The following is an 18,749-nucleotide window of genomic DNA, read 5'->3' on the forward strand; positions in this document are numbered from 1 at the left end:
GTCCTCGGTCTGTTCACCCCGGAGGTCAACACCTTCCCCCTCCTGGCGACCGCACCCGTGCTGGCCGCACCGGTACTCTCCCTGCCGGGCACGATCGCCACCGGGGTGGTGGCGATCGTCATCGGGGAACTCGAGGGGCTCGCCATGAGCGGTGGGGCTTTCCTCACCCATCCCGTCCAGCTCGCCAGCGTCGCCGTCCTGACGGTCCTGGCCGCCGCCCTCAACCGGATGATGGGCCGCTACCGGCAGCAGCTGAAGGACACCCGCGAGGTCGCCGAAGCCGTCCAGCGCGCGGTGCTCCCCACACCCCCGGACCGCATCGGGCCGCTGGCCGTGGCCGTCCGGTACCAGGCCGCCGCGCGGGAGGCCGCCATCGGCGGCGACTTCTACGCCATCCACTCCACCCCCTACGGGATCCGGCTGATGATCGCCGATGTGCGCGGCAAGGGGTTGGGGGCGGTGAGGACCGTCAACGGGCTGCTGGGCAGTTTCCACGAAGCCGCGACCCGGGTGTCCGACCTGCCCGGCGTGGTCGGCCGCCTGGAGGAACGCATGCGGGAGCTGAACGCCGAGGACGCGGAGGGGGCGGAGTCCTTCGCCACCGCCGTCGTCCTCGAGATCTCCGCCGACGGCTCCGTCCTGCGCCTGTCCAACCTGGGACACGCGGCGCCGCTCCTCGTCCACCAGGGCCGGGCACGCCCACTGGATCCGACCGATCCCACGCTGCCGCTGGGCCTGGGCGACCTGGGCCGTGTACGGGTGCCGGTGGAGCAATACCCCCTGCCTCCCGGCGCGACCCTGGTGCTGTACACCGACGGCGTGGTGGAGGCCCGCGACCGCCGCGGCGCCTTCTACGACCCCGTGCCGCCCCTGTCCCGCCCCCTCCCGGCGAATCCCGACTCGATCCTGGACGCCCTCCTGGTCGACCTGGCCCGGCACACCGGCGGACACCTGGACGACGACGCCGCGCTCATGGCCGTGACCCATCGGCAGGAGGCGTGGGACGACGCCGCCCTGTCCGCCGACCAGAACGTCGAGGGACAGCTGACCGCGAGAGCCGGGGCATTCACGAGCCGTGACCGTCAAGAAGGCGGGGGCAGGGCCACCCGGTCGCTCGACAATCTGTTCGGGTGCGCTTCTCACCACTCGCCCTGCGCTCCCGGACCGCCGCGCGGCGCGCTTCCTCCTGCTCCCACAGGGCCTGGAACTCACGGGTGCGTTCGTCGAGTTCGACCGGCTCGTCACCGTCCTCGTCCTGCCACAGCCCCTGCTCCTCCAGCTGTCGGGTGTGGACCTCCACCGGAGGCTGCGAGTCGAAGTCACCGGGCCGGGGACCCTCCGGACCGTCGGGCCCGATACGGATCAGCCGCTCGACCCGCGTGACATGGAACCGACGCCCGTCCACACTCGGACTGTCGCCGCGCTTCTCGTCCGACACGTCGGCAGCCCTGGCCGTGAGAGTGGGGTGGTGGTTGTGCCTGGGCGAGTTGGTCGAGGAACTGGCCGACCAGGCGCAGGCTGGTGCACAGGGTCTGGATGTCGTCGTGAACCCGGGGTCGCAGGGCCTCCGGACTCCCGCCGGACGCGTCCCGCGTCCGGCGGGAGATATTTACCTCCTTTTGACTCAAAAAGCCATCTGATTCCCACTCCTGGACGTATCGATTTCTGGACATGTTTCAGGCACCTTCCAGGAGGAATGCCATGGCGATCTTCAACGTTCTCTTCCCCGCCCTGGGCCGTGACCACGGTGGCCACGGTGGCCACGGGGACCACGGGGACCACGGCGGCCGCGACCACGGCGGCCGCGACCACGATCGTGACCGGGACCGCGACCGGGACCGCGACCACGGCGGCCGGGACCACAGTGATCACGGTTACTGATTTTGGCCACTACCAGTGACTCGGAGCGGAGCGGACCGGAGCCCAAGGGGTCCGGTCCGCTCCGTCAGCGCGTCTTGCGTCGGCTGCTGTCGGTGGGCGCGGATCCGCAGGCCGTGGTCGAGGCCGCGCCCCGCCGCCGCCCCCGCACGAGGTGTTGTTCCTGTCGGTGGTTTGTCGAACCGGGGAGCAGGGGGTCGGGGTGGTGTCCTCTGCCGACCTCGTCGAGCAAGACCTGGAGTTCGGGAGGTCCGGGAGGCGGGAGCATGTCGGCCCATGCCCGCCACCAGCGGCGTAACACGGCCGAGGGGGTCAGCCGGCTCCTGACTGCGCGCGTAGTGCCCGCGGCCACTCTTTGACGGGTTCTTGACGCGGCTACGAGCCAACGCGCGTATCGCCCGGACCGACCCAGTCATGGATCACACCGGCCTCCACACCGGCGTCGTGGGCAATGTCCTCGGGCGCCACGCCGGCGCTCCAGGCAACGAGAACGGCGCGCCGGAGTTCCTCCGTACGCGTCTCCAACCCGATTTCGGCGGCCTCCGCGGACGCGGCCATCAAGGCAGCCGCGTCCTCGGGCAGCCGTCGCCCCGCCCGGTGTACCGCCGGGCGCGCTTCTTCCCGCGCACCGCTCACCGTCTGCTTCCGAGGGGCCGTGCTGTCGATCAGTTCTGCGCGGCCGACCGGACGAGCTTGACGCTCAGCCACAGCAGGCTCACCGGCATCCCGACGCCGCACGCGTCGGCCACAGCGAGGATCGCCGGTTCGGCGACCGGCAGCAGCCGCAGACCGCGCTCGGCCACCTCGGGAACAGGGAAACGGGGCAGCGTGATGGTGATCGTCATGACGCACCTCCGCCTGATCGGCACCCGAGGCGCGCCGGCAGCGGACACGATCACCGCCCGGCACTTCGCGCTCCGAGTCGAGGCAGGCCGTCAGACAGCGGCACGGTGGCCGCCGGGCGCCCCGGGTGCAACGGAATGGGAGCTGGGACTACTGCTGCAGGAACTCATCCCGTTCACCTCCTCGCGCCGGCAGCGGCCACACCGAGCAAGGGCGCAACACACCCTCTGGCCAGGCTACGACTACATACAACGCGATCGTCTGCCGGAACCTTCCCCCGACAACCGGTACTCCCGGCCAGGACGCTCGCCTTCCGAAGACCGCACCGGGACTGTCAGCGACGGCTGAAAAGTGGTTCTGGATCGCTTTCGGGGTGGTATCGCTGTGAGTGACCGCTCTTCGCCTCCGGAAGCAACCGTCGATTCGGTCCCCCAGTGTGATCCACATGCAGCGACCTTCACCGTAGCCGCCCGCGCGCCTTGCGGTGCAGCAGAAAGTGAACCCTTGCGCAGGCCCCACCACGGCCTCCGCCATCCTGACCACGACGGCCAAGATCCCGACCACAGGCCCGACCAGAGCAGGTCAGCGCGTTGCGCAGCCTCTCCGGCCCACCCCGCGCCCCGGGTGCGCAACGGACCCACAGGGCATGTTCATCCCTTTGCACACCCATACCGGACCGTCCATAAGGCCCGGCCGGGAACGGCCAGGAGCAGCGGGCGGCCCGTGGTGGTGGGAGGGCCCGGCCGGGGGCTGTCGCTTCCGGCCGGGCTTGTTCGCGCGATGGGCGTCTGGTCGCTTCTGCCGGCGGGTCGGGGTGGGGCGCGCTCGGCCGCTGTGGTGGGTGCCGGCCGGGGGCTGCGCTGGACGGCGATCGCGGCGGCGTCGTCGGCCAGGTGTCCGCCGACGTGGGCGAGCAGGTCGGTGCGCAGGTGGTGGACCAGCGCGGACGGGCTCTCGGGCGCCCAGGAGACGACGCGTTCGGCCAGCGGGTAGAAGACGCCCGCGGGGTCCCGGGCCTCGATCACCCCGTCGGTGTGCAGCAGCAGCAGGTCTTCGGGTTCGAGTGTGAAGGTGTCGACGTGGTAGGCGGCGGCGGTCAGTTCGCCCAGGCCCAGCGGCGGGGCGGGGCGGGTGGCGTGCAGCGCGGTGGCCTGCCGGCCGCGCAGGCGCAAAGGGGACGGGTGTCCGCAGCTGACCATGTGGAGGTGCGGCAGCGCGTCGGGGATGTCGAGGATCACGGCGGTGATGAAGCACTCCCCGGCCTTTTCGCACTCGGTGGGGTCGGCCAGGTGCCAGCACACGCTGTGGTCCAGGTAGGCCGCGAGGTCGGGCAGGGTGGCCTGGCGGTGTGCGGCTTCCCGGAAGGCGCCCAGCAGCAGGGCGGCGTCGCCGATGGCGGTCAGGCCCTTGCCCATCACATCGCCGATGATCAGCCGGGTGCCCGTGGGGGTACGGATGGCCGCGTACAGGTCGCCGCCGAGCAGGGCCTGCTCCTGCGCCGCCAGATACATCGACGCCACCCGCAGCGGGCCGATCCGCCGCGGCAGCGGCCGCAGCACCACCCGCTGCGTCGTCTCCGACACCGTCCGCACCAGCGCCAGCTCACGGGCGTGCCGCTCCCGCAGACAGCGGAAGACCGTCACGATCACCGACACCACCAGCAGGGCGATGAGCTGCGAGCCGAAGGACATCGTGCCGCCCAGTAGGTGGCCGCCTTGAAGACCGATGACGAGCATGCCCGCCACGGCGAGGGCGGCTATCGCCCCGGTGATGAGGGTGGAGGCGAAGGACGCGGTGAGCGCGGGCGCCACGATCAGCAGCGACGGGCCCAACGGGAAACTGGGGGCCAGCACGTCGGTCAGCACGATGGTCGCGATCAGGCCGAGCGGAAGCGCCAGCAGGGCGTCACCGGCCTGCAGTGAGCGATGGCGGTGCGCAAACCGCTGCCACAGGCGCATACCTCCTGCCTACACCCGCCCGGGCCGCCCCGCAGGTGCTGCTCCGGGCCCGGGACAACGGAACCGTAAACGGCGGTAGCGGCGGTTCCGCTTCCCCGCGCCCGTACCCGTCTCGACGACCAGCGGCCATGGGGAACATCGGTACAGCCGTCAACACCTCACTCGCCGGTGGGTGTCCGCCGTTCGCCTGTGTGTGGGGGCCTTGGGCCACACGCGCGGTCCGCGTACTGCCGTGCGGTAGGCGCTGGACGTTGCGCCGTGGGTACGGGTGAACCGGCGTGTGAGGCGGGCTTGGCCGGCGAAGCCCCGCCTCGGTCGCTGCCGGCAGTGGTGCCGTGCCGAGTGCTGGCAGCCCGCTGACGCGGCGCAGTCGCAGATCGCGCTGGTAGTCGCTGGGTGCGAAACCGTATGGGGTCGTCGGTCGCGCAGCGCCGTTCGTCGCGGATCGTGGCGGCCTTGATGCCGGTGGTCTCTTCGATCTCGCGGGCGGTATGGAGGGGCGGGGCTCCGGCTCTGGGGCCGGGCGCTCGACGTGGTCACGGCGCCGCTCCGTGTCCCCCTGCCTCCACGGACCGCATCACCCCACCCCGGGCCGTCCCGAGCGAAACAGAGATGCTGGAGTACGATTCCCGTTCGATTCATCGAACGGCTCTGGAAGGACGGGCCTTGAGTGCCCAACTGAGAGAAACCGCAGTGCAGTTGGCAGGCATGCTCTGGCGTCGGCACACCGTGTACCGGGACCGGGCCGGGGGTGTGGTCATCCGGGGAGAGCATGTGCAGCGCTGGATCAGTCTCGCCCCCTCGGGGCGCAGGGACGAAATCCTGCTCCGTGCGGGCCGTATCCTCGACGGCGGCACCACCGCTCCGGCGCGTTCGGAGACGGTCGTGCCGCTCTGTGCCGGCACCGGCGAGCTCGCCACGGCCTGCCGCCGCCTGCTCGCCGAGACCGCCGCCGACGCCGCACCGCCCGCCCCGGCGGCTCCCGGCCGGACCAGGCGGTCCGAGGAACCGAAACGGCCCGGGCGGAAGGGGAAACGGATGAGCCTCGCCTCCTGGACGATCCTCGCCTGTGTGGTCGGCGTCGTCGCCCTGTACGCCTACAGCACAGCGACGACCGGCACGCGCTGAGCACACGGCCGGCATCGGCGAGGCGCCACGCCCGGTGCGCATCCTTCGGGAAGGCGACCTGGCCGCCATCGTCAGCGGGTCGTGGCGCTTGGGTCGTGCACGCTTCGTGTCATGGCTGTGACGTTGGTAGAGGCGCTCTTCACAAGGGTGTTGACCTCGCAACCATCCACCGTCACCCGTGACACTCCGGTTTCCTGTCGCGCTGTACGCAGTGACCCCGGGCGGGGTCAGGCGCCTGCACTCCGGGGGGAGGCTCGCGGGCGCCAACATGCAGGGGCGGGCCGGCTCCCCCCGTGGCGGGTCTGCCCCTGCTCGAAAGGCCGGCCTGGGCGCCCCACACGTGGCAGGGCGCCCAGGCCTCTTCGGTGGGCGGGGTGGCAAGGGGCCGCTCTTCAGCTCGCGGCAGCCTGCCGGTGCAGCCGCCCGGGCTGGTCTACCCATCTCTGCGATGTGTTGCGGCCGGCGGCGGGAACCGAGTGCGGGCGCTCTCCTCTGCGGAGGCGGTCCGGCCGTAGGCATCCCACCCCGTGACCACATGGATGGAGGCCTTGCCGCCGACCAGTGTCGTGGACTCGCTTGCCGAGCAACCGGGCGACCGGTCCCACCTTCGAGCGGAAAGTAAACAGAGGGCCGGGCCCTCGCGTACCCGATGGGATGCCGAAAATCCGATAAACCCTCACACCGTTCACCGTCAGGTCATACCGAACCTGAATACCCGTCACGAATGAGTCAGGAGCCGCTGACTTCGGCGCGGAGTGACCGTCCTGGGTGCCGGCGGCAACCGTCAGGTCTGCATCTGCTCGGCGGGCCGTGTGGAGGAGTCGGTGTGTTCGGTCATTGCGTGGTCACACTGGTGAAGGCGTCTTTCGATCTGTGTCCCGTCCGGGGCTCGGGCGACTGGCCGCCTTATGGTCGGCCTGCTTTGATCCTTCGCGTGGCGCCGACTCGCGGACACGAATTCCGGTACCGGGAGCCGAGCGAGCGAACGCTGCCAGTCAAAAGTGCTCATTCGAAGGGAACCGCGCGTGATGAACCTCGCCCCCCAGGTTGCGACAGCCGAGATCTCCGACGCCGATCTGGACAACGTCTCCGGCGGCCTCGCGGTCGGCGGCTCCGGCGGTCTCTGCGTCGAGACGCCGATCGCAGCCGTCACCTCCGACCTCCTGGCCGTCGCCACCCCCGAGGGCGTTGCGGCGGGCGCGGCCGTCCACACCGCCGCTCACTGACAGCAGCGTCCAGCTACCGATGGGTCCCGGATCACCTGATCCGGGACCCATCGTGGTCTTTGCCGCGCAGACGGCGGAAGGGACGTTGGACCGCTCCTGCCGCAGAGACGGATGAGCCGCTGGTAGCAGCCCTGAGCGGCGGCGAGGCCGAGCAACGTCGCGGAGGGTACGGCCCGTCACACCGACTGTCCAAATGATCGGTGGCCACTCCGCACAACCGTTCCACGCGAACATGCCCGTGCCCGCATGCCTGCAGAGGAGGCCCTCTCAGCTCCGGCCTGCGGTGCCGTCGTCCGAAATCGCCCAGGCGGGTCGGGCGGACGAGATCGTCTGCCGCGGTCGCCGTGGCAGGCCGGGGCGCGAGCCGGAAGCAGGGGCGGCGGCGCCCGGTCGCGGCGGACTGGGCGCGCGCGGGGGGATGCGCTGCCCTGCGCCCTGCCCTGTGCCGGCGGCCGCCGAGCCGCGTTGTGGTGTGAAGTGGGCCACTTCGCTCGGGGGCATGCCGAGCAGACGCGCGGCGTCACCTTGGCTTACGTGCAGCTTGTCCACGAGCTCGTGAACAGCGACGGCGATCGCCCGGTCCTCGGCGGCGACCGCGGCCGCCCGGCGGTGCCGCGCTTCGGCCACCGGACCGAGCACGGGCTCGAGTTCGGGCACCACCATCTTCAGGACGATCAGGTCCGCGGGGACCCCGACGGCTTCGGCGACGAGGCCGCGCGCCAGCTCCTCCGCACCGTCAAGAGTGCGGCACTGGGTGTGGAGATCGAGGCGGGGAACGTCGATGGCCCACCACCGGCCGGTGCGGCGCAGCAGCACTTGGAATTCGTCGCGGGGACTCATGTGCTCTGCCTCCTGTGCTTCCCGTTGGCTGGGGCCGTGGCTCACGGGCTGACACGCGGCTCGCGAACTCCGAAACTCGTTCTACCCGGAACGGCCGGGTGCAGGCATGGTCAGCTGAGGCACAGTCCGAGCAGACAGATCTCCGTCGGAGACGTCGATACCCGCGCGGGGCGGGTCTGGGGCGTGCCCGCGTCCGTGCCGTTGGTGGGCGCGGGCGTCGGCGGCTGTTGCGCCGTTGTATCGGAGCGGTCGGGGGCCGTGTCGCCGGCGGAGGGGGCGGTGCTGTGCGGCTGCGGGGTCGGCGTCGCGGCCGGGCGGGCAGGCGCGGCGGCCTCCGGCCGGTCGATCGGTGGCGTTGTGGGGGGCGGGGCCGCGAGGGCCTGCTCTCGCGGGGCGTTGGTCCTCGTCGGCGGCTGCGGCTGGGAAGGGGCGTGGGAGGACCGGTGAGTGCGCTGATCGGTCGCTGGCGCGGAGGCTGAACGGTTCTGCTCGGGCGTCTGCTCCTCCACGGCGCCGATGCTCTGGGCGTCCGGCGCCACGGCTGCCTCGGCCCGGTCGGCGGAGGTCCGGTCCATCATGGCGACGGTCAGGCCGCCTCCGACGAGTGCGACAGCGCCGGCGACCGCCGCCCGGCGCTTGTTCTTCTTCCAGCGGACCAGCTGGCGCCGACGTGCCGCACGCCCCTGCCGCACGGGCGGCAGGTCCCCGGCATCGGCGGCAACGTGCGGGGTCACGCTCGTGGAATCGCTGGACTCCGTCTCGCCGTCGAGGAGCGTGTCATGCCTCGTGTCGGCGGTCGCAGTGCCCCGGTAAGCCGTTGTGGCCGGTGCGGCGCTCACCATCGCCGGGGCCGACCCGCTGCAGCCGCCGACGGCGTGCGGGGCGATGTCCGGGGCGTAGGCGCCGCACCCGGGGCACACCAGGGCGCCATTGAGATGGCGACGGCATGAGGAGCAGTAATCCATCCGCGGTCTTCCGGTCTTCCTGGTTCGACGCGCCGTCGGCCCGCCTGGGCCACGACCTGGTCGTGTTCGCACATGCAATCGAGCAACCAGCAACGCTAACGAGGCTTTCGGAACGCCGTGTGCAGCGCGTGTGATGCTCCTGCGCGGATTCCTTGTGTGAGGACGGGATGGGCGGACGTATCCGCGCCGAGTCCACCCACGGCGGCGACCCGCGCCACTCCGGCTGACCAGCCGCAGCGGCTCCGGCCGAGGGCCGCTTCCTCGGCAGGCGTGTCGGTGGGCGTCCTTGGTTACAGCCCGCAGGAGCCGCGGTCGAGGTGGAAGTACCGGGCATTGGCCCAGCGGCACAGCCGGATGCCGACGGCGACGCCGACGATGGTGACCACGGCGGGCAGGTATCCGCCGGCGACCTGGACGATCGGGATCGCCGGGCATCCGCCCGAGATCGCCCAGCCCGTACCGAACAACACCGCTCCGGGGATCACACCGGCGTGGATGCGCCCCGGGGCGCGGGGGACCCGCAGCAGAGCGAACACGCACGGGCCCCGCTGGTGCACTCATGCCTCCATGCTGCCCGGCGACCTTGGAATGGAAGGGGTGTACGGCCCCTGCACCGAGCGGCCGGCCTTCACAGATGTGGCGATCTCGAAACCATCAGCTCGTCACCCGTGACACTCCGGCCTCATGCCGCAATGTACGTAGTGCGGGTAAGGCGCCTGCACCGGGGAAGCGTGGGTGCCAACGTGCAGGGGCAGGCCCGGTTAACCCCCCGTGACGGGCCTGCCCCTGCTCGAAAGGCCGGCCTGGGCGCCCAACACGTGGCAGGGCGCCCGGACGCACGCATCCGTACTCCTGGCACGTGAGCGAAGTATCACTCTCCGTGCTCGCTTGGTCGAACTGGTGGGCGGGGTCCTGATAGCCTGCTGCGATCTTGGAAATGGGACCCCGTCGGTGTGCGCCGGCGGTCCGGCTACCGCGTGGTCGCTGCCCTTGACCGGGCGGTATCTCATCGCGCGAACGAGAGAAACCCTGGTGCCCCCGGTCTGGCAGGGTTCGGTCCTGGCAGTCCACTTGGAGGGCGTTCGGCGTGCTGTTGGCGGCTCGGTACCAGCTCGAGGAGCTTCTCGGCCGAGGGGGGATGGGAGAGGTCTGGCGCGCGCGAGACGAGGTCCTTGGCCGTCCGGTCGCGGTCAAGCTGCTCCTGGCCGGCGGCATCGACCCGTCGGCCGCGGCCCGCTTCCGGCAGGAGGCGCAGACGACCGCTCGCCTGAGCCACCCCAACATCGTCGCCATTTACGACTTCGGCCGGGCCGACGACCGTCTGTACCTGGTCATGGAAATGGTCCAGGGGCGCAGCCTGGCCGACCGGCTGGCCTCGGCGGGGGCGCTCGCGCCGCACGAGGTGGCCGCCATCGGCGGCCAGACCGCCTCAGGCCTGGCCGCCGCACACCGGCAGAACGTCATCCACCGCGACATCAAGCCCGCCAACCTTCTGCTCGCCCCCGACGGCACGGTCAAGGTGGTGGACTTCGGTATCGCCCGCCTCGCCGACGACACGGCGGCCGGGCTCACCAGCGCGGGCATGATCGTGGGAACCGTCTCCTACCTCGCTCCGGAACGAGCCCTCGGAAAGGACGCCGGCCCGGCCTCCGACATGTACGCGCTCGGCTGCGTCCTGTACGAGCTCCTTGTGGGGCACCCGCCCTTCCGCGCGGACACCCCGACCGCACTGCTCTACCAGCACGTCCAGGAGCTGCCCGCACCGCCGCGCAGTATGGGGGCAGAGCTTCCGCCGGAGCTCGAACAACTCGTCCTGGCGCTGCTCGCCAAGGAACCGGAAGCGCGCCCCGACGCCGAACAGGTCGCCGACTGGCTGTCCGCTCCGGGAAGGTCGAGCGCGGCCGCGACGGCACAGCCCACACCACCGCCGCCCTCACGACCGGCCGCCGCGGTGGGGCGCACGGCCGTGCTGCCGACTCCTGCCACACGACGATCCCGCAGGCGTGACTCCCGGTCGCGCACGGTTGCCATCTCGGGACTCGCAGCGGCCGCCCTCGCGACCGTGGGATACCTCCTCTTCCAGCCGGACTCCGCACAGGTGGCCGCCGCCGACCCCCCTGCCGCGACCCAGGGAGCAACGCCGTCCACCACCGACCCCGCTTCCTCGTCGCCCGCTGCTTCGCCTCCGCCGAGCCCGTCCGCTGCCGTCGACACGCCCGCAGCGTTGTCGAACGACCCCGGGGTGCTGCTCGGCCAGGTGTCCCAGGAACTGAGCACGGCCGTCCGCGAAGGTCGGCTCGACCCGCACCTCGCCGACGATCTGGAACAGAAGGTCTCCCAAGCCCGGGACAAGCTGGCTGAGGGCAGAGAGAAAGGGAAGGACAAGACCAAGGACGTACGCAAACGGGTCCGCGACATCCGGCACAAACTCGCCGACGCCGAGAAGCACCAGGAGTTCACCAGTACTCCCGAGTTCGACCGGCTCCTCGATCACCTCGCATCCGTGGTCGGGGCAACCGACTAGGCGATCAGGTCTGGGCGCGGCCCGAACGGGGTGGGAGATCGGCCGGCGGGCGGCGTCCTCGATCGTCCGCAGGGTGCGGGCGGCCTTGTCGGGGTCTTTGCGTCCGGCCCAGCCGCAATCTGCACCGTCGAAGACCTCCACCATGCGCCCCGGCTTCGTGGGCGAGATTGAGGGTGCCGGCGTTGTAGGCCACCGCAAACTTCGTCGGCGTCGCGGTCTCGGCCCACGCCCTGACCGGGCCTCCGGCCCGCGTTGTCCACGATGCTGGATTCCCCCATGGCTATGCCCATCCAAGCGCTGTGGAGTCCGTGCAGGCTCACGGCGGTTAAGTCTCCGGCGCTGCCCGGCGGGTGCCGTCCAGGGTGATGCGGATTCGCGTCAGGCCCTCGGCGATCTCCAGGGTTTCCTCGTCGTCGGGGCCGTAGACCACGCACATGTCGGCGTGGAGCGGCTCGAGCATCCGCTGTGCCTCTTGGCCCTGAACACGACTACGAGTTCGTCCGCGACAGCGGATGCGTGCACCGCTGGCCATCGACATCACGCTCACGACCGTGCAGGCGATGCTCGCGTCGATGCGGATGACGACCGACACGTACCAGGCGGTGCTGCCTGAGATGCACGCCGCAACGGCCTCGGTCTCCTTGTACCCCATCACCACGTACCGGGCAGCAGAAGGCCAGAAGGCCGGAAAGAAGATGAAAAAGAAGGACCTGAAGGCGGACGGACGGAGGCCCGCGGGCCCCAGATCGGGCCCACCGGGCCGCCTCAGGGCCCAATCAGCAAGTGGCTTGGACCAGAAGTCGATCAAGTAAATGAGAAAAGGCCAGGCCAGACGGAGTCTGGCCTGGCCTTTCGTGGAGCCGCTTTCGGGATTCGAACCCGAGACCTACGCATTACGAGTGCGTTGCTCTGGCCATCTGAGCTAAAGCGGCGCGTTGTCGCACCATGGTGCGGTCGGCAACGTCGGTAAGTCTACACAGTTTCCGGGGGTGCTTCGTACACGCCCCTGGGGTGCCCGGGGGTCAGGCGCAGCGCTTTCCGTTGGGTGGTGGGGTGCCCTGGAGGAGGTAGGCGTTGATCGTGGAGTCGATGCAGCGGCTGCCGCGGCCGTAGGCGGTGTGGCCGTCGCCGTCGTAGGTGAGGAGGCGGGCCGAGGAGAGCTGGCGGGAGAGGGACTGGGCCCAGCGGTAGGGGGTGGCCGGGTCTCGGGTGGTGCCGACGACCACGATGGGGGCGGCGCCCCTGGCCTCGATGCGGTGCGGTTCGGCAATGGGCTTGACCGGCCAGTACGCGCAGTTCAGGGAGGCCCAGGCTAGGCCACGACCGAAGACCGGGGAGGCCTTTTCGAAGGTGGGGAGGGATTCCTCCACCTGCTCGCGGGTGGCGAAGGCGGGCGGGAGGTCCAGGCAGTTCACCGCGGCGTTGGCGTACATCAGGTTGCTGTAGTGGCCCTGGGCGTCGCGTTCGTAGTAGCTGTCGGACAGCACGAGCAGGCCGGCGCCGTCGTTCTCCTTCATCGCCGAGGTCAACGCCTCGCGCAGCCGCGGCCAGGCCGACTTGTTGTACATCGCCGCGATCACCCCGGTAGTGGCCAGCGCCTCGCCGAGGCGGCGGCCGTCCGCGTCGCCGGCGGGGATCGGGTGGGCGTCGAGTTTGCGGAAGAAGGCCGCGAGGTGGTCGCCGACCTGCCGCGGCGTCGTGCCGCGGCCGCCGAGCGGGCAGTCGCTCTGCCGTACGCAGTCCTTCGCGAACGACTGGAACGCCGTCTCGAAGCCCGCCGTCTGGTCCAGGTTCATCTGGCGCGAGGACAGGGTCGGATCCATCGCGCCGTCCAGGACGAGGCGGCCCGCGCGGCCCGGGAACAGGCCGGCGTACGTCGCCCCGAGGAACGTCCCGTACGACGCGCCCACGTAGTTCAGTCTGTTGTCGCCCAGCACCGCCCGCAGGATGTCCATGTCCCGTGCCGCCTCGGCGGTGGAGACATGCCGGAGCAGACGGGGGGCACGGGCGCCGCAGCCCTCCGCGAACTTCCGGTAAGCGTCGACGAGCGCGTCGGTCTCCTTGCGGTCGTCGGGCGTGATGTCCGTCTGCGTGTGCGTGTCCATGGTCCGGTCGTCCAGGCACTCGACCGGCTCGCTGCGGGCGACGCCGCGCGGGTCCATCGCGACCATGTCGTAGCGGGCACGGACCTGCGCCGGGTAGCCGACACCGGCGAACTGCTGCAGAAAGGCGATGGCCGAGCCGCCGGGCCCGCCCGGGTTCACCAGCAGGGAGCCGAGGCGCTTGTCCGGGCCGGTCGCCTTCTTGCGCGCGACGGCCAGCCGGATGTCGCCCGCGCCGGGTTGTTCGTAGTCGAGCGGTGCCTTCATCGTGGCGCACTCGAAGCCGGGCACCCCGCAGCTCCGCCAGGTCAGCTTCTGCCCGTAGTACGGCGACAGGGCGGGCGGCGTGGACGAAGGCAGCGCGGCCAGCACCGCCTCCGCCGCGGGGGCGGCCCGGTGCGGCTCGCCTCCGGAGGAGCAGGCCGAGGCCAGCAGCAGCGCGGTGGCCACCAGGAGGGTTCCGCCCTTGCGGGTGCGGCGGTCACGGCTGTTCGGACGGAGGGCGCGCCTGATGTGCATCAAGCGAGAGTAACGCTCCGCTATCAGCTCAGTGCTTTACGTGCACAATGTGCCTCGTACGAGTGACGTCGGCGGCCTCGGCGGCGCCCTCCTCGTCAGCCCGCCCTCAGGGCCATCGTCATCGCCTCCACCGCCAGGAGCGGAGCCACGTTGCGGTCCAGGGCGTCGCGGCAGGCCGCGATCGCCTCTATGCGGCGCAGGGTGGACTCCGGGGAGCCGGCGCGGGCGATCCGCTCCAGAGTGTCCTCGACGTCCGCGTTGGCGATCGCCACGCGGGAGCCGAGCTGGAGAGCCAGGACGTCGCGGTAGAGGCCGGTGAGGTCGGTCAGGGCGAGGTCGAGGCTGTCGCGCTGGGTGCGGGTGCGGCGGCGCTTCTGCTTGTCCTCCAAATCCTTCATCACGCCCGCCGTGCCCCGGGGGAGCCGGCCGCCCTGCGCCGCGCCCAGCGCCATCTTCAGCTCCTCGGTCTCCTTGGCGTCCATCTCCTCGGCGAGCGCCTTGGCGTCGTCGGTGGCCGCGTCGACCAGTTCCTGGGCCGCCTTGAGGCAGCCCCCGATCTCGTCGAGGCGGAGCGGGAGCTTCAGGACGGCGGCGCGGCGTTCGCGCGCGGCCGGGTCGGTGGCCAGGCGGCGGGCCCGGTCGACGTGGCCCTGGGTGGCGCGGGCGGCGGCGGCCGCGACGTCGGGTTCGACGCCCTCGCGGCGTACGAGCAGGTCGGCCACGGCGTCCACCGACGGTGTGCGCAGGTTCACGTGACGGCAGCGGGAGCGGATCGTGGGCAGGACGTCCTCGATCGAGGGGGCGCACAGCAGCCAGACCGTGCGCGGAGCCGGTTCCTCGACGGCCTTCAGGACGGCGTTGGCGGACTTCTCGTTCAGCCGCTCGGCGTCCTCGACGAGGATCACCTGCCAGCGGCCGTTCGCCGGGGAGGTGAACGACTTGCGGACGGTGTCCCGCATGTCGTCGGCCAGGATCTGTGTGCCGACGGCCGCCACCGTGGTGACGTCCGCGTGCGTGCCGACCAGGGTCGTATGACAGCCGTCGCAGAAGCCGCAGCCGGGGGCTCCGCCGAGAGCGCGGTCGGGGCTCACGCACTGCAGCGCGGCGGCGAAGGCGCGGGCCGTCTGTGTGATCCCCGCGCCGGGCGGTCCCGTGAACAGCCACGCGTGCGTCATCTTCGACGCCTCCGGCGGCGGCGCGTCGGCGGCGGCCGCGGTGACCAGGGCGTCGGCGTCCCGGGCAGCGGCGTCCAGCTGCTCGCTGACCTTCTCCTGCCCGACGAGGTCGTCCCACACGCTCATGGGTCACGCCGCCCTTTCGTCATGGTTCGTGGTGCGGGATCCATTGTGCGGGGGACCACTGACAACGGGGGCGGGCGGCCTCCGCCCACTCCCGTCATGGGACTCAGCGACGTCGGCCGCGTCCCCGGCCGCCGTCCCGCCCGTCGTCCGGCTCCTCGTCGTCCTCGCGCGGTCCCAGCAGTTCGTCCGCCAGCGTCGGCAGGTCGTCGAGCGGGGTCTCCTCGGCCCAGTCCGGCCGCGGCCGTCGCCGGGCGGCACTCTCGGCGTCCACCTGGGGCAGCTCCCGTGTACGGTCCTCGCCCTCGCCGGGCCGGGCGGCCGTCGGCGGCTCGTCCCGGAAGAAGCCGGGCGGAACGCGGTCCATGGGGTCGTCGTCCCGCACGGGAGGCAGCACGGCCGTCTCATCGGCGGCGGCCTCGCGGGCCCCCACGGGCGGCAGCACCGCCGTCTCGTCCGCGGCTCCCGGCGGGACGGCCGGCAGCACGGCGGTCTCGTCGGCCGCCCCCGGCGGAACCGGCGGCTGCGGCAGCTCCGTGGTCACCTCGGACTCGGACTCCCCGGCCGCCCGCGACCCCCGCTTCCCGGACCCGCGGGACACCCCACGGGAGCTGTCGCTCGAGCCCTCGCTCGAAGGCTCCCGCACCGGCGGCAGCACCGCCGTCTCGTCCGCCGGCCCGCCCGACGCGTTCGTCGGCGTCACCACCGGCGTCGGCACGGTCGCCGCCTCCGGCGGCACCGCGGCGGCCGAGGGGGCCGCGGACCGGCGCGGGCCCGCCTGCGCGGTGGCCGCGGCCTGCTCCGCCGCCCGCCGGGCCTCCTCGGCCCGCAGCAGGGCCTCCTCGGCCTTGCGCTGCTTCTCCAGCCGCCGCGCCTCGGCCTCGGCGCGCAGCCGGGCCTCCTCCTCGGCCTGTCGGCGCCGCTCTTCCTCCTCGGCCTTGCGGCGTGCCTCGGCCTCCGCCCGTGCCTGCTCCTCCGCGAGCAGCCGGGCCTGTTCCTCCTCCGCCTTGCGCCGGGCCTCCTCGGCGCGCCGCCGGGCCTCCTCGGCCTGCCGTTCGGCCTCGCGCCGCTGCGCCTCCTCCAGCTCGCGCCGCTTGCGTTCCTCCTCCTCGGCGCGCAGCCGCGCGAGGTGTTCCTGGCGCTCGCGCTCCAGGCGCTCCTCCTCGGCCTTCCTGCGGGCCTCCTCCTCGGCCTTGCGGCGCGCTTCTTCCTCGGCCTTCTTCCGTGCCTCCTCCTGGGCTTTCAGCTCGGCCTCGGACAGCGGCAGCATCTGGTCGAGCCGGTGCCGGACGACCGTGGTGACGGCTTCGGGCTCCTGCCCGGCGTCCACCACGAGGTACCGGCCGGGGTCGGCGGCGGCCAGCGTCAGGAATCCGGCCCGCACGCGCGCGTGGAACTCGGCGGGCTCCGACTCCAGGCGGTCGGGCGCCTCCGTGAACCGTTCGCGGGCCGTCTCCGGCGAGACGTCCAGCAGGACGGTCAGGTGCGGGACCAGTCCGTTGGTCGCCCAGCGGGAGATCCGCGCGATCTCGGTCGGGGACAGGTCACGGCCCGCGCCCTGGTAGGCCACCGACGAGTCGATGTACCGGTCGGTGATCACCACGGCGCCCCGCTCCAGCGCGGGTCGTACGACCGTGTCGACGTGCTCCGCGCGATCGGCGGCGTACAGCAGCGCCTCCGCGCGGTGGGACAGGCCCTGCGAGGACACGTCCAGCAGGATCGAGCGCAGCCGCTTGCCCACGGGGGTGGCGCCCGGCTCGCGGGTGAGGACGACCTCGTGACCCTTGGACCTGATCCAGTCGGCGAGCGCCTCGGCCTGCGTGGACTTGCCCGCCCCGTCGCCGCCCTCGATGGCGATGAAGAAGCCGGAGGCCGCGGGGGCCGTCACCGGGTCGTCGCCGCCGCGCAGGGCGTCGACGAGGTCCTGCCGCAGCGGTACGCCGGAGCGGTCGTCGACCTTGGCGAGGACCAGCGCGGCCACCGGCAGCAGCAGCGCGCCGACCAGCATCAGCGTGAAGGCGGCGCCGCCGTGCGCGAACACGAACCGGCCGTTCTCCAGGCGGTGCGGGCCGATCCCGGCCGCGACCACCGGGGCGAGCACGGCGCCGAGCGCCACGAGGACCCGTACCACCGCGTGCAGGTGCTCGGTCATGCGCGGCCGGCGGTAGTCCTCGGTCTCCTGGTCGAGCAGGGTGTGCCCGGTGTTGGCGGCGACGCCCGCGCTCGCCCCGGCCAGGGCGAGGATCAGCAGGACGGTGGTGACGTCGGGGACGAGTCCGGCGGCGAGCAGGGCGATGCCGGTGAGGGCGATCGCGAGGGCCAGCAGCCGGCGCCGTGACAGCGAGACCAGCGCCTTGGGCGCCGTACGGACGCCGACGACGACCCCGCCGGTCAGGGCGAGCACCGCCAGTCCGTAGAGCACCGGACCGCCGTCCAGGTCGGTGGTGTGCAGTACGCAGACGGCGACCGCGGCGGCGATCGCCCCGGCGACGGCCGCGCAGGCGAGCACGAGCAGCGGAACGGCCCCCGTACGGCCCTTGTCGACACCGGTGCCCGTCTTCGGGCGGCGCAGCCCCTCCAGCGGCGAGCGCGGGCGCGGGGTGCGTGTGCCGGGCAGTTCCAGGTAGGTCAGCACGGACAGGGACGCGGCGAACAGTCCGGCCGCGACGTAGGAGCCGAGGGCCGCCTGGTGCTGGTCGAACCAGTCGACGCCGACGCCCAGGAGGTTGTTGAGCAGGGATGCGACGACCAGGGCGGCGGCCGCCAGCGGGATGGCCAGGAAGGTCGTGCGCAGCGACAGGCGGCGCAGGGCGTCCATGTGGTCGGGCAGCGGACGCACCGTGGCGCCCTCCGGGGGCGGGGCGGGCAGCAGCGCGGGGGCCGCGCTCTCCCGGCACACCGTCCAGAGGCGCTCGGCGACCCCGGCCACGAAGACGGTGACCAGGAGGTAGGCCAGGGCGTCGTCCGGCGTCCAGTCGATCCACAGCGGCGCGACGATCAGCAGGGCGGCGCGCACGCCGTCCGCTCCGACCATGGTCCAGCGGCGGTCGAGCGGGCCGTCCTGGGAGGTGAGCGAGGTCAGCGGGCCGAGGAGGACCGCGCCGAAGAGCACGGTCGCCAGGACGCGCACGGCGAAGACGGTCGCCACTGCGAAGGCCACGCCCCGGTAGCCCCCGCCGAAGGAGCCGGCGGTGATCGCCGCCTGGAGGACGAGGACGACCAGGACCAGGAGTGCCAGGGAGTCTCCGACACCCCCCACCAGCTGTGCGCTCCACAGTCGCCTCAGCTGTGGACGGCGCAGCAGGGAGTGGACGGCGCGCTCGCGGGAATCGGCTGCGAGGGCGTCGTCGGGTGCGGTGGTGTGGGCCGTTGGCTGCTCGGCTCGCGTCATGCGTTCAGCCTATCCGGACGCACTGACAGCACACGGTGACCGTCCGAACGTGCACACGCCCCGACACCAAAGTGATG

At 72.1% G+C, this 18,749-nt stretch carries 15 protein-coding genes, 1 tRNA gene and 1 pseudogene; 5 read left to right on the forward strand and 12 right to left on the reverse strand.

Translation table 11 applies throughout. The annotated features are described in order from the left end of the window. Positions 1-423: 423 nt before the first annotated feature. On the forward strand, positions 424-1,383 hold the full coding sequence (locus tag ACX25U_RS15930; RefSeq protein ID WP_454394304.1) for a PP2C family protein-serine/threonine phosphatase: 960 nt from the start codon (positions 424-426) through the stop codon (positions 1,381-1,383). On the opposite strand, the pseudogene ACX25U_RS15935 reads toward ACX25U_RS15930, so the two are convergent. Next, a pseudogene (locus ACX25U_RS15935) lies at positions 1,370-1,438 on the reverse strand (hypothetical protein); the annotation flags it as partial. The gene ACX25U_RS15930 and the pseudogene ACX25U_RS15935 overlap by 14 nt on opposite strands. Before the next feature lie 263 nt (positions 1,439-1,701). On the opposite strand from ACX25U_RS15935, the gene ACX25U_RS15940 reads away from it, so the two are divergent. After that, positions 1,702-1,881, forward strand: coding sequence for a hypothetical protein (locus ACX25U_RS15940; protein ID WP_454392672.1), 180 nt, complete (start codon positions 1,702-1,704; stop codon positions 1,879-1,881). A gap of 372 nt (positions 1,882-2,253) precedes the next feature. On the opposite strand, the gene ACX25U_RS15945 is transcribed toward ACX25U_RS15940, so the two are convergent. From ACX25U_RS15945 to ACX25U_RS15955, 3 genes are all read right to left on the reverse strand, one after another. Further along, entirely contained in the window at positions 2,254-2,436 is a 183-nt protein-coding gene (locus ACX25U_RS15945; RefSeq protein WP_454392674.1) for a hypothetical protein, read from the reverse strand. A gap of 107 nt (positions 2,437-2,543) precedes the next feature. Next, positions 2,544-2,723, reverse strand: coding sequence for a hypothetical protein (locus ACX25U_RS15950; RefSeq protein WP_454392676.1), 180 nt, complete (start codon positions 2,721-2,723; stop codon positions 2,544-2,546). A 648-nt stretch (positions 2,724-3,371) separates the two neighbouring features. Continuing rightward, the gene (locus ACX25U_RS15955; RefSeq protein WP_454392678.1) at positions 3,372-4,679 is read right to left on the reverse strand and encodes a SpoIIE family protein phosphatase; all 1,308 of its coding nucleotides are present in this window, start codon (positions 4,677-4,679) and stop codon (positions 3,372-3,374) included. Between the two features lie 708 nt (positions 4,680-5,387). On the opposite strand from ACX25U_RS15955, the gene ACX25U_RS15960 reads away from it, so the two are divergent. Then, positions 5,388-5,807 carry a hypothetical protein gene (locus tag ACX25U_RS15960; RefSeq protein ID WP_454392680.1) on the forward strand — a complete coding sequence of 140 codons (420 nt, stop codon included), beginning with the start codon at positions 5,388-5,390 and terminating at the stop codon, positions 5,805-5,807. A gap of 1,028 nt (positions 5,808-6,835) precedes the next feature. Beyond that, the gene (locus tag ACX25U_RS15965) at positions 6,836-7,033 is read left to right on the forward strand and encodes a hypothetical protein (protein ID WP_454392682.1); all 198 of its coding nucleotides are present in this window, start codon (positions 6,836-6,838) and stop codon (positions 7,031-7,033) included. 267 nt (positions 7,034-7,300) lie between these two features. On the opposite strand, the gene ACX25U_RS15970 is transcribed toward ACX25U_RS15965, so the two are convergent. The 3 genes from ACX25U_RS15970 to ACX25U_RS15980 all read right to left on the reverse strand — a co-directional run bounded on the left by ACX25U_RS15970 (position 7,301) and on the right by ACX25U_RS15980 (position 9,395). Next, complete coding sequence (locus tag ACX25U_RS15970) at positions 7,301-7,873, reverse strand: hypothetical protein (RefSeq protein WP_454392684.1); 573 nt, start codon at positions 7,871-7,873, stop codon at positions 7,301-7,303. A gap of 110 nt (positions 7,874-7,983) precedes the next feature. Next, positions 7,984-8,838, reverse strand: a complete 855-nt coding sequence (locus ACX25U_RS15975; RefSeq protein WP_454382189.1) for an SCO2400 family protein — start codon at positions 8,836-8,838, stop codon at positions 7,984-7,986. Positions 8,839-9,128: 290 nt separating this feature from the next. Beyond that, positions 9,129-9,395, reverse strand: a complete 267-nt coding sequence (locus ACX25U_RS15980) for a YeeE/YedE thiosulfate transporter family protein (protein ID WP_454392686.1) — start codon at positions 9,393-9,395, stop codon at positions 9,129-9,131. Between the two features lie 581 nt (positions 9,396-9,976). Here ACX25U_RS15980 and ACX25U_RS15985 point away from each other — a divergent pair. After that, on the forward strand, positions 9,977-11,362 hold the full coding sequence (locus ACX25U_RS15985) for a serine/threonine-protein kinase (protein ID WP_454392688.1): 1,386 nt from the start codon (positions 9,977-9,979) through the stop codon (positions 11,360-11,362). Between the two features lie 325 nt (positions 11,363-11,687). Here ACX25U_RS15985 and ACX25U_RS15990 read toward each other — a convergent pair whose 3' ends face one another. From ACX25U_RS15990 to tmk, 5 genes are all read right to left on the reverse strand, one after another. Then, on the reverse strand, positions 11,688-12,170 hold the full coding sequence (locus ACX25U_RS15990) for a hypothetical protein (RefSeq protein WP_454392690.1): 483 nt from the start codon (positions 12,168-12,170) through the stop codon (positions 11,688-11,690). A gap of 47 nt (positions 12,171-12,217) precedes the next feature. Further along, positions 12,218-12,294: transfer RNA gene (locus ACX25U_RS15995), tRNA-Thr, on the reverse strand. A gap of 90 nt (positions 12,295-12,384) precedes the next feature. Beyond that, positions 12,385-13,983 carry an alpha/beta hydrolase gene (locus ACX25U_RS16000; protein WP_454392692.1) on the reverse strand — a complete coding sequence of 533 codons (1,599 nt, stop codon included), beginning with the start codon at positions 13,981-13,983 and terminating at the stop codon, positions 12,385-12,387. Between the two features lie 95 nt (positions 13,984-14,078). Beyond that, complete coding sequence (locus ACX25U_RS16005; protein ID WP_454392694.1) at positions 14,079-15,284, reverse strand: DNA polymerase III subunit delta'; 1,206 nt, start codon at positions 15,282-15,284, stop codon at positions 14,079-14,081. Positions 15,285-15,387: 103 nt separating this feature from the next. Next, entirely contained in the window at positions 15,388-18,672 is a 3,285-nt protein-coding gene (gene tmk, locus ACX25U_RS16010) for a dTMP kinase (protein ID WP_454392696.1), read from the reverse strand. Positions 18,673-18,749 lie beyond the last annotated feature (77 nt).

Source organism: Streptomyces sp. JNUCC 63 (genome assembly GCF_054366325.1).